Raw genomic sequence first — 17,898 nt, forward strand, 5'->3', positions numbered from 1 at the left:
TATGAAAAAATTTAGTCATCCGTTAATGGACAATAATTTTACTTCCTCTGATATTTTTGAAGTAAATAAAATCCTTAAAAAAAAAAATATAGTTTTAACACAATCAAAAAAAGTAGAAGAGCTTGAAAAAAAATGGTCAAAATGGCTAGGTGTAAAATATTCTACATTCGTTAATTCAGGATCTTCTGCAAATTTTATTTCAATATTGTTATTGAAAATTTTAAATAAAAAAAAAACGAAGAATGAAATAATTGTTCCCACTTTAACTTGGGTGTCTGATATTAATTCAATAATAATGAATGGATTTAAGCCTGTTTTTGTTGATGTAAATCTTGAAAATTTATCAATGAATACCGATCAAGTTATTAAAAAGATTAATAAAAAAACATTAGCGGTTTTTATCACACACGCTCAAGGATTTAATGGATTAAACTCAAATATACTTCAAGTTTTAAAAAAAAAAAAAATTCACTTAATTGAAGATGTTTGTGAAAGTCATGGTGCTTATTTTAATAAAAAAAAGCTTGGTACATACGGCGTTATTTCAAATTTTTCATTTTACTACGCACATCATATGACAACAATTGAAGGGGGGATGATCTCAACAAATGATAAAAAAATTTATGAGCTTTCGAAAATATTAAGATCGCATGGAATGGTAAGAGAGAGTAAGAACAAAAATTTTGAAAAGAAGATGATCAATAAATATAAAGAATTATCTCCAAAGTTTATTTTTCTTTACCCAACATTAAACTTTAGAAATACTGAAATAGGTGCTGCCATAGGCATAAATCAGTTAAAATCTTTAGACACAAACAACTTGAAACGTACTAAAAATTTTGAATATTTTATTAAATATTTAGACAATACAAAATATTGGAATAATTTTGATTTAAGAGGAAGCTCAAATTACGCCTTTCCTATCATTTTAAAAACTAACAATTTTACTAAACGAAATAATTTTGAAAAAACCTTGATTAAGAATAATATAGAATTTAGAAGAGGAAATGCAGGGGGTGGAAATCAATTAAGACAGCCCTACCTTAAGGAATTTATAAAAAACATAAATTTTAAACAATTTAAAAATGTTGAAAAAATTCATTTTTTTGGTTACTACATTGGAAATTATCCAAGTCTAAAAATAAGTAAAATTAAACAAATAGTACAAATATTAAATCAGATAAGTTTTTAAATAATATAAAAATGAAAAAAATATTAATAACAGGTGGTGCAGGTTATATAGGTTCAATTTTAGCTACAAAATTAGTTGACTTAGGACATCAAGTAACAGTCGTAGACTTATTGAAATACTCATCATCATCTCTTAACCACCTATATAGCTTCAAAAACTTTAATTTTATTCATGCAGATATACAAGATGGCAATTTGATGAAGAAAATGATTTCTAAAAATGAATATATAATTCCTTTAGCAGGGTTGGTTGGTGCACCTTTATGTGAAAAATATAAAAAAGAAGCGATAAATGTAAACTATAAAGCAATTAAAGATTGTGTAAAATATTCTAAAGATAAAAAAATAATATTTCTTATGTCTAATTCTGGGTATGGTGTTGGTGAAAAAAATAAGTTTTGCACTGAAGATAGCCCATTAAATCCTATTTCGTTATATGGCAAAACAAAATGTGATGCTGAAAAAGAAGTTATTAAAGCAAAAAATTATGTTTGCTTTCGTTTAGCAACAGTTTTTGGATTTAGTTATCGAATGAGATCGGATGTTATGGTGAATAATTTTGTTTTTAATGCTTTAAAAGATAAAAAATTAAAATTATTTGAACCACACTTCAGAAGAAATTTTATTCATGTAAGAGACGTTGTTGATTGTATTTTGTATACAATTAATAACTTTAAAAAAATGCAAAATAATATTTACAATGCTGGGATAAATTCAGCTAACATTACCAAACTACAATTAGCTCAACTAATAAAAAAACAAATAAAAGATTTGAAATTGAGTACTATCAAGGGAATTAAGGACCCAGATCAAAGAAATTATTTTGTAAGTAATGATAAACTTAAGAAAAAAGGATTCACAGCAAAAAGAAATTTAAATGAAGGAATAAAAGAGCTAATTAAAGGCTTTAAAGTAGACGGATTAAAGATCAAAAATAATTATTAGCCTTTTTTTACTATAGATCTAGCTTGATAATAAAAATTGTCTTTGGCAAACTCAAAATATAAATCACTTTTTTCAGCACACATTTTATCTGAGATTTTATCACCTATCATAAAACTTTTATTTATTAAAATATCCCAGCTTTTTAAAATTTCTTTTATCATTAAATTACCTGGTTTTCTAAAACCGCTTCTTTTTTTAAATTTTTTAATTTTTGCATCTATATGATATGGTGAATACTTTACGTCATTGATATAAATTTTTTCTTTAATTAATATTTCTTTTAATTCTTTATGTAGTTTAATAAATTTCTCTAGTGAATATATTTTTTTTCCTATACCAGCTTGGTTAGTAACAATAAAAATATAATAATTTTTTTTTGTTAAATACTTTAAACCCTTAATTACACCATTTTTAAATTTAAATTTTTTTAATGTATGTACATATCCATAATCATGATTAATTACACCATCTCTATCTAAAAAAACTGCTGGTCTTTTAAAATTTTTGATTAATAATCTTGAAGCTTTTTTATAATAATTTTCTGTTCCAATATCTAAGAAAAAATTATCAAAAATTTTACCATTTATTTTTTTTTTATATATTAATGAAGGCAGAATATCATTTTCAAGAGAACATTTTTTTTTCGGTATAAATTTTAAAAATTCTTTTCTAAAAAAATAAACTCCTCCATTCATCAAGCTTCCTTTTGAGTTATATTTTACTAAGTTGTTATTCACAGAAAGAAAATTTAATTTCATACTATTTTGTTTTAAATTTTTGACCAAAGACATTGTTCCATAGTTATTTTTATCAAGGGATTTAATTAATTTGAGATAATCAATATCGAACAAAGTATCGCCATTTAGTAAAATGAAATCATTTATTTTATTTTTAAGAGAATTTAAGGCACCAGCAGTACCCATTTCTTTCTTTTCTTTTATACATTCAATTTTAACAAAATTAAAAGTTTTATTATGAAATTTTTGATAAATGATATTACTTTTATAACCGGTAAGTAGGTAAATCTTATTCAAATTATATTTACTTGCAAAATTAATAATATAATTTAGAAAAAACTTATTATTAAATTTTAACATAGGTTTCGGTAAACCTCTTAAATATTTTTTTATACGTGTACCTTTCCCACCGACTAGAATTAATAAATCTAGTTTCTTATTTGAGTTTATGTTGGTATTTTTTAACAACTAATATGCTTAGTTTTATAACTCATAGTAGGTAAATTTATTCCCTATTAAAGATTTATTTAATTGTAAATTCCATTCAACCGGCAAAATTAATCCTTTTAAATCGAACTCTTTTGAAATCACTTTCCATTGATCATATGTTCTTTTTTCAAATGTATCCTTATAAGTGCGATCATACCAAATTCCACCATGGTTTTTTTCTGGTGGATTACTGAAATTAACTTCATAGATTTTCTCGAGGATATTTTTGATAGGTTTGGCTAATTCAGGCTCATAAGCAATTACATCGATTGACTCAATACAAATAAGTATTGGTTTCAATGCATCTTGGAATGTTTTTGAACAAGCATTATTGGATGTTAATATTACTCCATTAGAAACATCAATTTTCTTTATCTGGTTCCAAAAAATATAATCTATATTTTTATTTGTTAATATTAAATTGTTATAGATACGTTCAAATTTATTAAAATATTTATCATGATAAACAATTGGGTGTATCATTATAATTATAAATGATAATGCTAAAATATTTTTATTCTTAAAGAGAACATGCGTATAATAATATAATATAGACAAAATTATAGCCACACCAAACACTGAGTGAATTAAAAAAAATCTAGATGGGATTATTTTTAAGAAAATTCCCTGAAATAAATTAGGAAATATTTTAAACAAAAAATAAATAATAAAAGAAATTAATACTTGCAAGATAACTATCCTAATAAAGAAATTGTTATTTTTTTTGCTTTTATTATCTCTTAAGAAATATAAGAGAGCAGATAACATTAATACGGTTAAAAAAATATAGTTGTAATTAATTCCAAAAATTTTACTTCTATGATGATCCCAAACTTCTAAATATGTTGTATATAATGAATAATCATAAACGTAAGGCACATCTATTTTATTGAATTGAAAATGGGAGAAACTCAGTATCAGGATTGCGAAGATTGTTATTAAATAATAAATTTTTTTTTTAATAAAAAAATTGATTTTAAAATCTCTTTGTTTAAACGTGTAAATAGATAAAAATAAAATTGATATAAGCCAGGCTCCAATTATTATATGAATTCCAAGTGTTATTATTGAAAGCAAAATCGCAAAGGATATTTTTTTATCTGCAATTAAACCAAATACTAATATGGCACATGCCTGACCACTCATACCATTTGTATGCTCAGAGATTAGGAGCACAGGGTAGTCTAAATTACCAAAATTAATGTTGCCCAATATAATTAAGCATGAAATACAAAAAGAAAAAAAAATACTACCTGATAATGCTTTTGAAATTAAAAAAATTCCAAAGGTGCTCATGCTTAAACAAATAAATAAAATAAAAAAATTTAAAAGATTTAAATTGATACCTAAGTTTATTAAAAATTTTAATAAATGAAATGTTAATATCCAAGTATTATGATGAATAATATTTGTAATATTAAATTTATTTTCATATACTATTTCATTTGAGAGGGTTAAGGCAGAATTAATAGCACGTTGATCGATTGTGTAAAAGTAGAAAAAAGAAACTAATAAAGCAAAACAAAATAATAAAAAAAAACAAAAATTTTCGTTTAAAAATATTTTTTTAAAATTATTACCCATGGTTTTCTATATACTCACAAAAAACCTGTCCAATCATTAATTCAATAACTTGAATTATAGCTGTGTTGTTAGAGGGTATTATAATAGGATATTTAACATATTTTTTAAGTTTACCACCTTTGTTTCCAGAAAAGCAAAAAGTCAAAATATTTTTTTTATTAGCAATCTTACATGCTTCAATCAAGTTTTCACTATTACCTGATGTTGTCAAAGCTATAACAACATCTCCTGAGTTGCCCAATGCTTCTAATTGTCTTGAAAAAATATATTTAAAACCAAAATCATTTCCAGTAGCTGTAATTGCAGAAACATCGGTTGATAATGCAATTCCAGCAAATGCTTTTCTTTTTTTTTTATACTTCACAGTAAGTTCTGTGGCTAAATGTTGTGAGTCTGCGGCACTACCTCCATTTCCAAAAAAAATGATTTTTTTGTTTTTTTTTAAAGCCTTAAGTGAGTATTCACATAATTTTTGATAATTTCTTAACTGTTGTGGGCTTTTATTTTCGAAATTTAAAATTACTTCCTTAAAAAATGTTATTTCTTTTTTTAATAAATTTATTGGGTTTTTATTAATCATATATTTATTTTGATAAATACTTTTATTAGAGAATTTAACATTATTTTTTAATATCAACAAAAATTAACACTTACAATAATTTTACTAGATTATTAAGTTGTTCATTTCCTTATTTTCAATAATGCGTAAAATTGAAGTAAAACTGCTGATAGAATGATTGTCCCACCAATTAATGTAAATAAAACAGGTCTTTCACCTGCAAATAGAAAAGCCCACATTGGTCCTAAAACAGATTCGGATAACATTATTATGCCAACCATTGCGGACGGAGTGCTTCGAGCACCCATAGTTATAAAGATAAAACCAAATCCAACTTGAAAAAAACCTGCGGTAAAACCTAACAAAATATCGTGCGAAGAAATCATAAGCTTTTCTGATAATATATATCCAATAATGCATGAACTAACGCCTGCTATAAATTGAGCTGGCACCATATCAACTGTAGGAAATTTTCTAACAATTATGATTAAAACAGCAAACGTAATAGGCATACTAAAAGCAGCTAAATTTCCAGACATCTCTCCAGGTGACAAAGAGTTACCTACCATTAACAAAACACCAGTAATAGCTAAGATAATTGAGGCTAGCGTAATGGATGAGATTGTTTCTTTTAAAAATAAATAACCAAATACTGCCAAAAATAGTATTTGGGTTGAGATGATAAAATTAGCATTTGCAACTGTTGTGTTATACATCGCAAAAACATACCCACAAAAACCAAATGATAAAATTATTCCTCCAAAAAAACCTGGTACACCTGAATCATAAAATGCTTTAAATAATTTTTTTTTATAAGTAATTACTAAAAAAAATAAGACTGTAAGCGAAAAGAATAAAGATCGCCAAAATAAAATTTGCCACAATGTGGACCCTTCAAATGACTTAACTATTAGTCCTCCAAAACTTAAACAGCAAGCACCCATAAAAACTAATAGCGGGCCAGGAATTTTACTAATTATTTTCATTTAAATATCTATCTGTATCTTCTGTATATGCTTTAAATATATTCTGAGCTTCTTCAAGGCTTACTTCCTTAAAGTTTATTTTTGTTCCAGGGGTTAATTGCCCAACTAAATCAAGGTCAGCAGCAATAACCACACCAATCTTAGGATATCCTCCAACTGTTCCATGATCCGACAACATTATTATTGGATTACCATCAGCAGGAACCTGAATAACTCCTCTTACTAGACCTTCTGATTTGATATTAGTGTTTTCTATATTTTCTAATTTAGGACCTTTTAATCTTATACCCATTCTATCAACAAGGTTTGTGATTAAAAAATCTTCATTAAAAAATTTGTTTATTGCATTCTTAGAAAAATACTCAAAATTTGTACCTTTAATAATTCTAATAATATTATCAGTTGAATGCTTATAATTTATTTTTTTATTTATTGTATTTTTGATATCTATTTTTTTAATAAAAATTTTATCATTTATGGAATATTTTTTTCCATCATTTGGTCCAATATTTGCCTTGGTATTTATGGAATAACTGCCCCAGATTTTTTCTACATCAAAGCCACCACTAACAGCCAAATATCCATACGCAGAATTTTTGGTGGATATTATATCTATTTGATCTTCTTCATCTAAAAAATAGCTTTTATAACACTTACCTTCTTCAACCTCTAAATTCTTTCTAACAATCTTGAAAAAAATATCTCCAGATATCGCAAAATTAACTTTTCCATTCTTTAACTTTAAAAGAGGGCCTTGGTATGCAAACTCTACTACAGGTTCATTTAATTGATTTTCAACCAGTCTATTTGATAATGTGTAATTTCTTTGGTCAATTGCACCACTTACTGCAATTCCAACATGATATAAGTGATTTCTACCTTTGTCTTGAATGGTAGTATTAACTCCCGCTCTTAAAATTTCAAAATATGTTTTATTCATTCCAATTTAAATATTCTTCTTTTGTTATTTGATAAAAACTTACTTTATCACCTGGGTTAACTAGAGCTGGTTGATCTAAATTTTTATCATCAAAAATTTTCTTTGGGGTGTTACCAATAATATTCCAACCACCAGGGCTTTCAAAAGTATAAATATTTGCAAATTGTTCTGTTATTCCTACCGATCCTTTGGGCATCTTTAATCTTGGTGTTTCCAATCGATCGCATCTAATATTTTCATCAAGATCTCCTAAAAAAGGCATTCCAGCAATAAAACCTGTCATGTAGCAAAAGTATTCTTTATTGAAATATAGTTCTAATATTTTATCTTTATCTATATTCAATTTTTTAATTAACCTTGAAAAATCTAGTCCATACTCATCATCACAACAAACAGGGATCTTAATTTTTTGATTATTATTTTTAATATCTCTATTAATAGTTAAACCTTCTATAAAATTTTTGATTTTTTTATAATTGGTTATAGTTAAATCAAAACTAATGATTAATTTATTATAAGAAGGTGTTAAATTGGTTATTCCTTCAATCTTTTTATCTTTTATTAATTTTGATATATGGTGAAAATAATCTATGACACTTGCATTTATTGCTTCATTAACTTCTGAGCCAAAATCACAATATACGGCTGCATCACCAAGATTTGATATATTTTTAACCATGCCATGTTATACTCCAGACTAAAGAGTATGGAAATTAATATCAATTGTGATTTAGGAGAAAAATCTAAGTTTCATTCTATCAAGAATGATCCAGAATTACTTAATATTGTAAATTCTGCCAACATTGCGTGTGGCTACCATGCAGGAGATAAACAAACAATGGATATGGTTATTCAAATTTCAAAAAAAAACGGTGTTAGTATGGGGGCCCATCCTTCTTTTAATGATCCTGAAAACTTTGGAAGAAAAAGAATATATTTAAATTCTTTAGAAATAAAAAAACTAATTTTCGAGCAATATGAAATATTACAAAAGATTGCTCAAAAACATAATGAAAACATAACCCATATTAAACCGCATGGGGCACTTAATAATATGGCTTGTGAAGACTTAGAATTAGCCACAACGTTAGCGTTAGCTATTAAAGAAATTAATAAAGATATCATTTATCTTGTCCCAACTGGTTCGCAAATGGAAGTTGCTGCTAAGAAAAATAGTTTAAGAATAGCTTGTGAAATTTTTGCAGATAGAAATTATGAAGATGATGGTAATTTAATCTCTAGAAAAAAGCCAAATGCTTTAATCACTGATCCAGATATTGCAAAGAAACACGTATTAAATATGGTTAAAAATCAGGCAATAAATTGTCTCAGTGGTAAACAGATACCTTGTGAAATTGACTCGGTTTGTATACATGGTGATAACGAAAGCTCATTGGCAACCGCAAAATCTATTAAAGATAATTTAGTTAATAATGGGTTAATATTGAAACCTTTAAATAAAATGGATAAATTTAATTAAAATATGAAAAAACTTATTTATACTTTACTAATAATTATAGCACTTACTAATAATTCATTTTCTGCGGGGAGTAGCAATGATAACGATTCTACCTCTAAAGTGTCAAACTATGCAAAAGCAAAAAATTTAATTATAGCTGCTAAGAAATATGAAGAAAAAGGTAAAACTGAAAAAGCACAAAAAAGATATGCAAAAGCACAAAAGCTTCTTTTAAAATCTAATGATAAAAAACCATTACAGGCAGATACTTTAAATTATTTAGGTTTTACTACTAGAAAACTTGGAGATTATGAGGGAGGTGAAGATTTTTACTTACAAGGCTTACAAATTGAGCCCAAACATAATGGAATAAATGAGTACCTTGGTGAACTTTATGTAGCTACTAATAGAATGGATTTGGCTAAAGAAAGATTAGAAGTTTTGAAAACTTGCAACTGTGAAGAATATGACGAACTAAAAGAAATAATAGAAGGAACTAAAAAATCCAAATATTAAGTCTTAATTAATATTTTCTGACATTTTATTTGGTAACCATAGTGCGATCTCAGGAAAAATTATTACAATAATAACTGCTAGTATCATTAATAAAAAAAGAGGAAATGCACTTCTTGCAATAAATCCCATATCTTTATTTGCCATACTTTGCAGAACGAATAAATTAAATCCTACTGGTGGAGTAATTTGAGCCATCTCAACAACTATTACTAAATATATACCAAACCAAATCATATCAAAGCCAGCCTGCCTAATCATTGGCTCTATAATAGCCATAGTTAAAACAACTGCAGATATTCCATCTAAAAACATACCTAAAATTATATAAAATATAGTTAGTACAAATAATAATATGTATGGAGATAAGCTCATTCCATCAATCCAAATTGCTAAATTTCTTGGCAATCCTGTAAAGCCCATTGCTAAAGATAAAAAAGTTGAGCCTGCTATAATAAAAGCAATCATACAAGAAGTTTTAGTTGCACCTAATAAAGATAAATTAAATGTTTTTTTACTTAGTGTTCCCTGAAAAAAAGATAATATTAAAGCACCAACAACACCTAAAGCTGCAGCTTCAGTAGCTGTTGCTATACCAGTATAAATTGAACCAATTACAGCTGTGATGAGAAATATTACAGGTAATAATTGTTTTGATCCCTGTACTTTTTCTACAAAAGAAAAGTTCTTAGTTGATTTGGGCATTAATCTTTTATTTAAAATAGACCAAAAAATTACATACAGCATGAACATCGCCGCAAGCATTATCCCAGGTAAAATTCCTGCCATAAATAGCTTTGCTATTGAGTCCTCAATAGTAACTCCATAAATAATTAATATAATAGATGGTGGGATCAGTAGCCCCAAAGTTCCAGATCCTGCTAAAGTTCCTAATAATAATTTTTCTGGATATTTTCTTTTTCTCAATTCAGGGATAGACATTTTTCCTACAGTTGCTACTGTTGCCGCTGAAGACCCTGATATTGCTGCAAATAATGCACATCCAACAACATTGACGTGTACTAATCCACCAGGTAATTTGGATAACCAAGGTGATAAGCCTTTAAATAAGTTTTCTGATAATTTAGTTCTAAATAAAATTTCACCCATCCAAACAAAAAGAGGAAGAGCTGTTAATGTCCATGATGAACTTGTTCCCCATATTGTCGTTGCCATTGCATCCCCAACAGGCCTAGTTGTAAATAACAACATACCAATTGCAGATACAGCTATCATACTTAAAGCAACCCAAATACCTGAGCCTAATAAGAATAACAATAAAGAAATAAAAAATATTGTTAAATATATTTCTGTCATATTTAATCTATTTTCTTGTTTAGGATTGAAAAAACTAAATGATGAAATATACAAATAAAAAGCACAAAGGAGCCAATTGCTAAGCTGCTTTGGGGTATCCATATAAGTATTTCATCCGCACCCTCACTTCTTTCTTCAAATTTTATTGAAATAATAACCATTTTAATAAAGTAATATGCCATAAAACCTGAAAAAAAACTTGCCACTGATAAACACCATATTTCAGCAAATCTTCTTTTTTTAGTTTCAATTTTTTCTATAAACAAAGTTATTCTGATGTGAGCTTTGTCATAAAATGTGTAAGCTAATGCAAAAAAAGATGCTGCCCCCATACTGTAACCTGAGTACTCAGCAAGTCCTCTTATATAGAAACCAAAAATTCTAGAACTAATTCCAGTTAAGATAAATACCGCCACTAATACGAGAAATATTGCTGCAATATAACCTGAAATTTTATAAATAGATTTTAGAAAATTATTAATACTATTAATCATAATAAAAAAGGCCATCAATAAATGATGGCCTTTTTAATTTATAATACTATTTATAAGCAGCTAAAACAGTTTGCCCTCTAGAACCAGCTCTACTAGCCCATTCTTTAGACATAGTTGCACCAACTTCTTTAAAGTGTTTATTCAAAGCTGAATTTACTTTACCAACCTTCATACCAGCGTCAGCTAAAGCTTTTTTATCTGCCTTGTTTCCTTTTTTAGATAGTGCCCAACCCTTTTTTTCTGCTTTTGTAGCTTCTGACATTAATAATTTTTGAGTTGCAGAATCTAATTTGTTCCACGCATCTTTATTAACAATGATCATATTTTTTGGATACCATGCAGCTATATCGTAGAAATATTTTACTCCATTTTCCCAAATTTTACTGTTCTTACCAGTAGTTGGTGAGGTAATCATACTTTCAACTGCTCCTGTTGAAAAAGCCTGACTTATTTCAGCAGCTTCAATTTTAGTTGGTGCCATTCCAGTTAACTCAGCTAATCTTATCAAAGATGAGTTATAAGCTCTAAATTTTAGACCTTTTAAATCAGCTTTAGAATTAATTGCATTCTTACTGTAAAGTCCTTGTGCTGGCCATGGCACAGCATACAAGAATACCAAACCTTTGGCGTCTAAGCCTTTAACTATTTCTGGTTTTGATGCTTTATATAGTTTCATAGCGTCACTATATGATGATGCTAGAAAAGGTTGAGAGTCTATTTCTAATAATGGATCTTCTTTACCCAAGGCTGACATAAATCTCTCACCAATTTGAGCTTGACCCGTTCTGACTGCTCTGAAGATTTCGCCACCTTTATACAGTGAGCCACCTGGATGAGTAACTATTGTTAATTTTCCACCACTTTTATCTGAAACATTTTTAGCAAACTCTGTTGCATTTGCAGAATGAAAGTTAGAGGCACCATATGCTAGCGCCATATCCCATTTTTCTGCAGAAAATGCCGTATTGGCATTTAATAAAACTGCAAAAAATAATACTAAGATTTTATTAATTATTTTCATTGTTCCTCCGATTTGTTAATTTTCTATTTCATTACGAACACTAGTCAAAAGCAATAAAAAAATATCACACTTTAGATTGAATTATTGTAGATTTTCAATATTATAAATATACCTTGATAGAAGAATTCATTATTTTAACTCAAATCATCTTTATAGATATCATTTTAGCTGCTGATAATGCAATTATTATTGGTTTAATTGCTGCTAACTTTGTACCAAAAAATAGAAAGCAAATAATTTTATGGGGTGTTGCAGGTGCCTTAGTTTTTAAGATTATTTTTGCACTTTTTGCTACTTACCTATTTGAATTTTACTATATAAAAATATTAGGTGGACTTCTTTTAATTTGGATTGTCAATGATTTGAGAAAAGATTTAGTTGAGATGAAAAATAAGATTAAATCTCCAATAAAAAAATCTACAGAACCCTCTTTTGTAAAGAGTATTTATAAAGTTTTATTTGCAGATATTACCATAAGTTTTGATAATGTAATTGGTGTCGTTGGAGCTGCAAAAGGTTACTTTGGTTATATGATATTTGGACTTATTTTATCAGTTGTGTTGACAGGGGCATTAGCTACATATTTAGCAAATTATATCCAAAAACATTTATGGATAGCTTATGTTGGATTAGGATTTATATTAATAGTAGCGCTTCAACTAATAATTGGTGGATTAAATGATTATGGAGTTTTGTCAATTAATGAAACTTTTAAACAATACTTTTAACTTACCTCAAAAATTTTTCCAAACCCTACAACTGGTTCTTTGTCTTCAATTAAATTTAAAGCTTCCCAAATTAATGTTTGATTGCTAGATAAAATAATTTTATTTAATTTTTTTTCAAGTTTATCAATAATTGATAAAACTGGTAGAGCAGTACATGAAACAAATAACGCTTCACTATTATCTAGGTCTATTTTTGACAAAACTTTAAATAGATAATTTTCATCGACTTTACCAATGTCTAAATCTGACGCAATATCAAAATAAGTTAAAGAATTAATAGTAATATTTTCTTTTTTAAAATAACTAACCACAGAATTATTTATTGTGTTTGTGTAAGGTGTAAAAATAGATATCTTATTGATACCTAGCACTTTTAAAGCTTTGATTGCTGAAGTTATTGGAGTTGTTACTTTTGCTTCTGGTTTGGCTAAATTAACTTTTTTTTTTATTGTGTCATATCCTGCAGCTACTGTTCCTGATGTACAGCCATAAGCAATGCAATCTATTTTTTGGTCAGGAAGAATATCTTTAGTAACCTCTGTAATATCATCAGCCATTTTGGCTAATGTTTTGTTGGTCAATGGGTTATAGCAATGGATTCTATTTACGTAGAGATCAATATCTCTTCCATAAATTATATTATTAAAATCTTTTTCAATTCTAAAATCACTGCCAAGTGCGATTAAGCCAATTCTTGGGTTAGATTTAGAGATATATTTTGGTTCAATTTTGTTTAATTTCATAAATTACCTGTAATATTTGGATTAAATATATATTGAATAAGGAGTCTAGTTAAAATACAGTTTTAAAAAAAAGCGCACATAACTCGTCGTTACTTAAGGTTTAAACGGTACTAAAGAATACGAAAGTGGGATCAGTCGTCTTTAAATTTAACTATTTAAGGAGGTTTGAATGAAATTTGGATATTTTTGTAACACTACAAATTGGAATCATAAACCATACAATCAACTATTAAATGAAACCCAAGAAATCACTACTTATTGTGATGAAAACAATTGGGACTCTATTTGGTATACAGAACACCACTTCAATCACGAAGGTATGGAATCTTGTACAAATCCATTAATGATGGGAGTTGATGCTGCCGCTAGAACAAAACAAATTAGAATAGGTCAAGCCTGTAATGTAATTACTTTTCATAACCCCATACGTCTTGCAGAAGACATAGCTTTATTGGATCAGCTATCAGGTGGGAGAGTTGACGTTGGTATTGGAAGAGGAATATATGGCAGAGAAGCTATCAACATGAACAAAGAGGCTGACTTAAAAGATCAAGCTAAAAATTTTAGATTATTTGATGAAACTTTAACAGTGATGAAAAAAGCATGGACTGAAGAATTTTTTAGTCATCAAGGTGAGTTTTATACCTACCCTACTCCTGGTTTTACTTGGCAACATGATATGAGTCCACCTAGTGATAAATTTTTAGATACCAAAACAAGTGAAATAAAAAAAATTAGCGTTGTTCCAAAACCAATGCAACAACCACACCCTCCTATTTGGCAAGTAGTTGATGGAGCGAGATCGATTGAATGGGCAGCACAAAATGGATTAAACACTATAATGTGGATACCTACTGTTAAAGCTTTAAAGAAAAGATTTGAGATTTATAGAGATGCAAAATCTAAAGCAGAAAATAGAGATGTACCATTAGGAGAGGGTGTATCTTTAGTTAGAGATATGTTTGTAGCAGAAACCATGGAAGAAGCAGAAAAAATGGCTGGTGAACATATTATTAATTATATGAAATGGGTTTGTCATTGGAGAGGATTGGGAAATCATATGAATCCAGATGAGGAGTTACCAGAAACAAAACATAAATTAGATTTACTTAATTATGATTTTTTACATAAAAGAAATTTATTATTTGGAACACCTGAATATGTGGTTAATAAAATAAATGAATTAAAATCTGAATTAAATTTACAAAACTTGCAAGTATGGTCTAACTTTCCTGGTATAGAGCATGATGCTTGCATGAGAAGTATAAAACTGTTTAATGATGAAGTAATACCAAAAATTAATTTAGATAATTCAAATATAGAAAAGGCTAGCTAATGAAACTTGAATTAAGAAAACTTGCAAAATTTGTTGATAAAACTTTTATTGAAGGTGGTAAAGAAGCTAAAGAACCTGTTTTACTAGTTTCAGTTGCTGCTGTATTTAAAAATCCATGGCATGGAAAAGGTTTTGTTGAAGACTTAAAACCAATCATTTTAGATTTAGCTCCCAAATTAGGTACTATTCTAGTCTCTGAACTAATAAAAGAAATGGGCTCTCCTGAAAAAATTTTAGCTTATGGTAAGGCTGGAACTGTCGGACTTAATGGTGAAATTGAACATGCATCTGCATTTATCCACACTTTAAGGTTTGGTAATAAATTTAGAGATGCTGTTGGTGGAACATCTTATTTAAGTTTCACGAACACAAGAAGTCCCGCTGGTTCTAAAATGTCAATTCCGATGATGCATAAAACAGATTCTGGCCTAAGGCCTTATTATCTTACACATGAATTTACTATACACGATGCCCCTTTTGATGATGAAATAGTAATAGCAATAGGTGGCGCATCAAGTGGTAGAGCTCATGCTAGAACTGGCGATAGATATCAAGATATGAAGGAAATGGGACTGGATCCTAAATAAATTAATGCCTCACAATTTTGATCCTAATCAAAATTATTATTCATTCATTGATAATAAAACTGAGCCATTAGTCTTCGTTCATGGTGTTGGTCTAGATCAAAAAATGTGGGACTCTCAAGTTAACTCCTTAAGTGATCATTCAATAATTACCTATGATTTATTAGGGCACGGAAAAACTCCTTACAATAAAGAAGAGATCACATTAAATGATTTTTCAGACCAACTAGACTATTTATTAAAATTTTTAAAAATTGATAAAATTAATCTTGTAGGTTTCTCTTTAGGATCATTAATTGCATTAGATTTTGCATCAAAATTTCAAGATAAATTAAAAAGCCTTACATTAATAGGAGCAACATATAAAAGAACTGAAGAACAAAGAGCTTTAGTCATAGAAAGATTTGAACAGGCTAAACTGAACAAACCTATTTCAAAGCAGGCACTAAAAAGATGGTTCACAGATAAATATTTAGATAACCATCCAGAAATTTATGATCAATTTATTGAAATTTTAAAAAAAGATGATGACGATCATCTAAACTTTTTAAAAGCTTACAAGCTATTTGCAAATCACCAAGATGATATTGGTATGATTAAAAATATAAAAACTAAAACTCTTATCATGACAGGGTCAGATGATTTAGGTTCCACAGTTCAAATGTCAAAATCCTTATCTGATGATTTAACAAATTCAATTTTTATTGAGATAAAAAATGGAAAACATCTTTGTAGTATAGAGTGCGCAGATGATGTTAATATAAATCTTAAAAATTTTATTAATAATTAAATGACAAAAATTCAAAAATTTAAAATGTACATAGACGGTCAATGGGTTGAGTCTGAGTCTGGTAAAACTATTGAAACTTTAAACCCAGAGAATAATGAAGTTTGGGCAACTGTACCTGAAGCAGATGCAAAAGATGTAGATAAAGCAGTTAAGGCTGCACAAAAAGCTTTTGATAACTCCTGGTCTAATTTACATTCAAGAGATAGAGCTAAATATTTAAGGTCTTTAGGAAGCTTACTGAGAGAGAATGCTGAACATCTTGGAACCATAGAAACTATTGATACAGGAAAAATTTTTAGAGAAACTAAAACACAAGCTAATTATATTGCTGAATACTATGATTACTTTGCAGGTCTTGCTGATAAAGTTGAAGGAACAGTCGTACCAATTGACAAACCAGACATGCAAGTAACAACTACTCGAATACCTATTGGCGTGGTTGCTGCAATCATTCCATGGAACTCCCAAATGTTATTAACAGCTGTTAAACTTGCCCCCGCATTAGCCATGGGAAATACCGTTGTAATAAAAGCATCCGAACTTGCGCCTGTAACTTTGCTGGAATTTGCAAAATTAGTTGAAAAATCAGGAATACCAAAAGGAGTAGTTAATATAATCACTGGTTTAGGTGAACCTTGTGGTAAAGCTCTAACTACACATGACCTTGTGGAGAGAATTGCATTCACAGGTGGTCCAGAAACTGCCAAACATATTGTAAAAAATTCAGCTGAAAATTTATCACAAGTAAGCCTAGAGCTAGGTGGAAAAAGTCCTGTTGTAGTATTTAATGATGCTGAACAAGAGAATGCACTTAACGGAATTACTGCTGGCATCTTTGGTGCAAGTGGTCAAAGCTGTATTGCTGGATCAAGACTTTATATTCAATCAAAAATTTATGATGAATTTTTAGATAAGTTAGTCACAAAAGCTGAAAAAATAAAACTAGGCGCCCCGATGGATAAAGATACTCAAATGGGTCCTTTAAATAGTTTCAAACAATTAGAAAATATTGAAAGAAATATTAAAGCTACCATTGAACAGGGTGGAAAAATTAGATGTGGAGGAAAAAGGTCAAATGTATCTAATAAAGGCTATTATTTTCCAGCTACAATAATTGAATGTAAAAATCATAACCTACCTACTGCTGAAAATGAATTATTTGGTCCAGTATTATCTGTTATGAAGTTTGATACAGAGGAAGAGGCTATTAAATTAATGAATGATAATAAATATGGATTATCTTCTGGGGTTTATTCATCAAACCTTGGGAGAAGTATGAGAGTTTCAAAGGCAGTGAGAGCTGGAATAGTATTCGTAAATACATATAGATTAATTTCACCCATGGCTCCTTTTGGAGGAATTAAAGATAGTGGCTACGGTAAAGAAGCTGGAATTGAATCTATCAAAGAATATACAAGAATAAAGACAACATGGTATAATTCTTCGGAAAAGCCGATGACAGATCCATTCACAATGGGTTAA

The 17,898-nt window shown here is 28.5% G+C and carries 19 protein-coding genes; 9 read left to right on the forward strand and 10 right to left on the reverse strand.

Going from position 1 to position 17,898, the window contains the following annotated elements; translation table 11 throughout:
- Position 1 precedes the first annotated feature (1 nt).
- Positions 2 to 1,192, forward strand: coding sequence for a DegT/DnrJ/EryC1/StrS family aminotransferase (locus tag ABXT55_RS05240; RefSeq protein WP_415284264.1), 1,191 nt, complete (start codon positions 2 to 4; stop codon positions 1,190 to 1,192).
- 11 nt (positions 1,193 to 1,203) lie between these two features.
- Complete coding sequence (locus ABXT55_RS05245) at positions 1,204 to 2,136, forward strand: NAD-dependent epimerase/dehydratase family protein (protein WP_415284265.1); 933 nt, start codon at positions 1,204 to 1,206, stop codon at positions 2,134 to 2,136.
- Here ABXT55_RS05245 and ABXT55_RS05250 read toward each other — a convergent pair.
- From ABXT55_RS05250 to ABXT55_RS05275, 6 genes are all read right to left on the reverse strand, one after another.
- The gene (locus ABXT55_RS05250) at positions 2,133 to 3,341 is read right to left on the reverse strand and encodes an HAD-IIIA family hydrolase (protein WP_415284266.1); all 1,209 of its coding nucleotides are present in this window, start codon (positions 3,339 to 3,341) and stop codon (positions 2,133 to 2,135) included. The two genes, ABXT55_RS05245 and ABXT55_RS05250, sit on opposite strands and share 4 nt — an antisense overlap.
- A gap of 15 nt (positions 3,342 to 3,356) precedes the next feature.
- Positions 3,357 to 4,946: a hypothetical protein gene (locus ABXT55_RS05255; protein ID WP_415284267.1), complete on the reverse strand. Its 1,590-nt coding sequence runs from the start codon at positions 4,944 to 4,946 to the stop codon at positions 3,357 to 3,359.
- Positions 4,939 to 5,526 (reverse strand): SIS domain-containing protein, encoded by a 588-nt coding sequence (locus ABXT55_RS05260; protein WP_415284268.1) that lies wholly within the window; start codon positions 5,524 to 5,526, stop codon positions 4,939 to 4,941. Before ABXT55_RS05260 ends, ABXT55_RS05255 begins: the two co-directional genes overlap by 8 nt.
- 101 nt (positions 5,527 to 5,627) lie before the next feature.
- A complete protein-coding gene (locus ABXT55_RS05265) occupies positions 5,628 to 6,491 on the reverse strand; it encodes a DMT family transporter (protein ID WP_415284269.1) in 864 nt (287 codons plus the stop codon).
- A complete protein-coding gene (locus tag ABXT55_RS05270) occupies positions 6,478 to 7,431 on the reverse strand; it encodes a biotin-dependent carboxyltransferase family protein (RefSeq protein WP_415284270.1) in 954 nt (317 codons plus the stop codon). The genes ABXT55_RS05265 and ABXT55_RS05270 overlap by 14 nt, the downstream gene beginning before the upstream one ends.
- A complete protein-coding gene (locus ABXT55_RS05275) occupies positions 7,424 to 8,110 on the reverse strand; it encodes an allophanate hydrolase subunit 1 (RefSeq protein WP_415284271.1) in 687 nt (228 codons plus the stop codon). The genes ABXT55_RS05270 and ABXT55_RS05275 overlap by 8 nt, the downstream gene beginning before the upstream one ends.
- Before the next feature lie 27 nt (positions 8,111 to 8,137).
- Here ABXT55_RS05275 and ABXT55_RS05280 point away from each other — a divergent pair, with 27 nt between their 5' ends.
- Positions 8,138 to 8,911, forward strand: coding sequence for a 5-oxoprolinase subunit PxpA (locus tag ABXT55_RS05280; RefSeq protein ID WP_415284272.1), 774 nt, complete (start codon positions 8,138 to 8,140; stop codon positions 8,909 to 8,911).
- Between the two features lie 3 nt (positions 8,912 to 8,914).
- Positions 8,915 to 9,406, forward strand: a complete 492-nt coding sequence (locus ABXT55_RS05285) for a tetratricopeptide repeat protein (protein WP_415284273.1) — start codon at positions 8,915 to 8,917, stop codon at positions 9,404 to 9,406.
- A 3-nt stretch (positions 9,407 to 9,409) separates the two neighbouring features.
- On the opposite strand, the gene ABXT55_RS05290 is transcribed toward ABXT55_RS05285, so the two are convergent.
- From ABXT55_RS05290 to ABXT55_RS05300, 3 genes are read right to left on the reverse strand one after another with little or no spacing between them, the layout of a single operon-like run.
- A complete protein-coding gene (locus tag ABXT55_RS05290; RefSeq protein WP_415284274.1) occupies positions 9,410 to 10,720 on the reverse strand; it encodes a TRAP transporter large permease in 1,311 nt (436 codons plus the stop codon).
- Between the two features lie 2 nt (positions 10,721 to 10,722).
- Complete coding sequence (locus ABXT55_RS05295; RefSeq protein WP_415284275.1) at positions 10,723 to 11,214, reverse strand: TRAP transporter small permease; 492 nt, start codon at positions 11,212 to 11,214, stop codon at positions 10,723 to 10,725.
- Between the two features lie 46 nt (positions 11,215 to 11,260).
- The gene (locus ABXT55_RS05300) at positions 11,261 to 12,235 is read right to left on the reverse strand and encodes a TRAP transporter substrate-binding protein (protein ID WP_415284276.1); all 975 of its coding nucleotides are present in this window, start codon (positions 12,233 to 12,235) and stop codon (positions 11,261 to 11,263) included.
- A 113-nt stretch (positions 12,236 to 12,348) separates the two neighbouring features.
- On the opposite strand from ABXT55_RS05300, the gene ABXT55_RS05305 reads away from it, so the two are divergent.
- Entirely contained in the window at positions 12,349 to 12,963 is a 615-nt protein-coding gene (locus tag ABXT55_RS05305) for a YjbE family putative metal transport protein (protein WP_415284277.1), read from the forward strand.
- Here ABXT55_RS05305 and ABXT55_RS05310 read toward each other — a convergent pair.
- A complete protein-coding gene (locus tag ABXT55_RS05310) occupies positions 12,960 to 13,706 on the reverse strand; it encodes a racemase (RefSeq protein WP_415284278.1) in 747 nt (248 codons plus the stop codon). The genes ABXT55_RS05305 and ABXT55_RS05310 overlap by 4 nt on opposite strands.
- A 169-nt stretch (positions 13,707 to 13,875) precedes the next feature.
- Here ABXT55_RS05310 and ABXT55_RS05315 point away from each other — a divergent pair, with 169 nt between their 5' ends.
- The 4 genes from ABXT55_RS05315 to ABXT55_RS05330 are packed head-to-tail and all read left to right on the forward strand — an operon-like array spanning position 13,876 to position 17,898.
- Positions 13,876 to 15,042 (forward strand): LLM class flavin-dependent oxidoreductase, encoded by a 1,167-nt coding sequence (locus ABXT55_RS05315; RefSeq protein WP_415284279.1) that lies wholly within the window; start codon positions 13,876 to 13,878, stop codon positions 15,040 to 15,042.
- Complete coding sequence (locus ABXT55_RS05320; RefSeq protein WP_415284280.1) at positions 15,042 to 15,629, forward strand: amino acid synthesis family protein; 588 nt, start codon at positions 15,042 to 15,044, stop codon at positions 15,627 to 15,629. Before ABXT55_RS05315 ends, ABXT55_RS05320 begins: the two co-directional genes overlap by 1 nt.
- 4 nt (positions 15,630 to 15,633) lie before the next feature.
- Positions 15,634 to 16,416 carry an alpha/beta fold hydrolase gene (locus ABXT55_RS05325; protein WP_415284281.1) on the forward strand — a complete coding sequence of 261 codons (783 nt, stop codon included), beginning with the start codon at positions 15,634 to 15,636 and terminating at the stop codon, positions 16,414 to 16,416.
- A complete protein-coding gene (locus tag ABXT55_RS05330) occupies positions 16,417 to 17,898 on the forward strand; it encodes an aldehyde dehydrogenase (protein ID WP_415284282.1) in 1,482 nt (493 codons plus the stop codon).

The sequence above is a fragment of the Candidatus Pelagibacter sp. Uisw_130 genome, assembly GCF_047722505.1.
Lineage (GTDB): Bacteria > Pseudomonadota > Alphaproteobacteria > Pelagibacterales > Pelagibacteraceae > Pelagibacter.

Bases quoted from the DNA above. Each gene is read 5' to 3' on its own strand.
- ABXT55_RS05255 (WP_415284267.1), bottom strand. From the start codon at position 4,946: ATGGGTAATAATTTTAAAAAAATATTTTTAAACGAAAATTTTTGTTTT.
- ABXT55_RS05285 (WP_415284273.1), top strand. From the start codon at position 8,915: ATGAAAAAACTTATTTATACTTTACTAATAATTATAGCACTTACTAAT.
- ABXT55_RS05330 (WP_415284282.1), top strand. From the start codon at position 16,417: ATGACAAAAATTCAAAAATTTAAAATGTACATAGACGGTCAATGGGTT.
- ABXT55_RS05300 (WP_415284276.1), bottom strand. From the start codon at position 12,235: ATGAAAATAATTAATAAAATCTTAGTATTATTTTTTGCAGTTTTATTA.
- ABXT55_RS05320 (WP_415284280.1), top strand. From the start codon at position 15,042: ATGAAACTTGAATTAAGAAAACTTGCAAAATTTGTTGATAAAACTTTT.
- ABXT55_RS05275 (WP_415284271.1), bottom strand. From the start codon at position 8,110: ATGGTTAAAAATATATCAAATCTTGGTGATGCAGCCGTATATTGTGAT.
- ABXT55_RS05265 (WP_415284269.1), bottom strand. From the start codon at position 6,491: ATGAAAATAATTAGTAAAATTCCTGGCCCGCTATTAGTTTTTATGGGT.
- ABXT55_RS05290 (WP_415284274.1), bottom strand. From the start codon at position 10,720: ATGACAGAAATATATTTAACAATATTTTTTATTTCTTTATTGTTATTC.
- ABXT55_RS05245 (WP_415284265.1), top strand. From the start codon at position 1,204: ATGAAAAAAATATTAATAACAGGTGGTGCAGGTTATATAGGTTCAATT.
- ABXT55_RS05325 (WP_415284281.1), top strand. From the start codon at position 15,634: ATGCCTCACAATTTTGATCCTAATCAAAATTATTATTCATTCATTGAT.
- ABXT55_RS05280 (WP_415284272.1), top strand. From the start codon at position 8,138: ATGGAAATTAATATCAATTGTGATTTAGGAGAAAAATCTAAGTTTCAT.
- ABXT55_RS05240 (WP_415284264.1), top strand. From the start codon at position 2: ATGAAAAAATTTAGTCATCCGTTAATGGACAATAATTTTACTTCCTCT.
- ABXT55_RS05315 (WP_415284279.1), top strand. From the start codon at position 13,876: ATGAAATTTGGATATTTTTGTAACACTACAAATTGGAATCATAAACCA.
- ABXT55_RS05270 (WP_415284270.1), bottom strand. From the start codon at position 7,431: ATGAATAAAACATATTTTGAAATTTTAAGAGCGGGAGTTAATACTACC.
- ABXT55_RS05260 (WP_415284268.1), bottom strand. From the start codon at position 5,526: ATGATTAATAAAAACCCAATAAATTTATTAAAAAAAGAAATAACATTT.
- ABXT55_RS05295 (WP_415284275.1), bottom strand. From the start codon at position 11,214: ATGATTAATAGTATTAATAATTTTCTAAAATCTATTTATAAAATTTCA.
- ABXT55_RS05310 (WP_415284278.1), bottom strand. From the start codon at position 13,706: ATGAAATTAAACAAAATTGAACCAAAATATATCTCTAAATCTAACCCA.